General features: G+C 75.4%; 1 protein-coding gene. It reads left to right on the top strand.

All coding sequences use genetic code 11. From position 1 onward, the window contains the following. A partial coding sequence (locus ADL29_RS14805; RefSeq protein ID WP_157878497.1) for a TIM barrel protein occupies window positions 1–236 on the top strand: 236 nt, incomplete at both ends.

Genomic DNA, 236 nt, shown 5'->3' with positions numbered 1-236 from the left:
GAGCGGCCGGCGGCCGCACGGGCGGCGGGCTTCACCGCGGTGGAGCTGTGGTGGCCGTGGGTGGACGCCCCGGTCCCGGAACAGGCGGAGCTGGACGCGTTGCGCGACGCCCTGAAGGACGCGGGCACCCGGCTGGTGGGGCTGAACTTCTATGCGGGGCAGCTGCCGGGTCCGGACCGCGGTGCGCTGTCGGTGCCGGGTGCGGAGTCGGAGAAGTTCCGGGCGAACGTGCCGGT

It is taken from the genome of Streptomyces chattanoogensis (genome assembly GCF_001294335.1).
In the GTDB taxonomy this organism is placed as follows: Bacteria; Actinomycetota; Actinomycetes; order Streptomycetales; family Streptomycetaceae; genus Streptomyces; species Streptomyces chattanoogensis.
The sequence above is the reverse complement of the archived record's forward strand: the minus strand, read 5'-3'. Positions and strand labels throughout refer to the sequence as shown.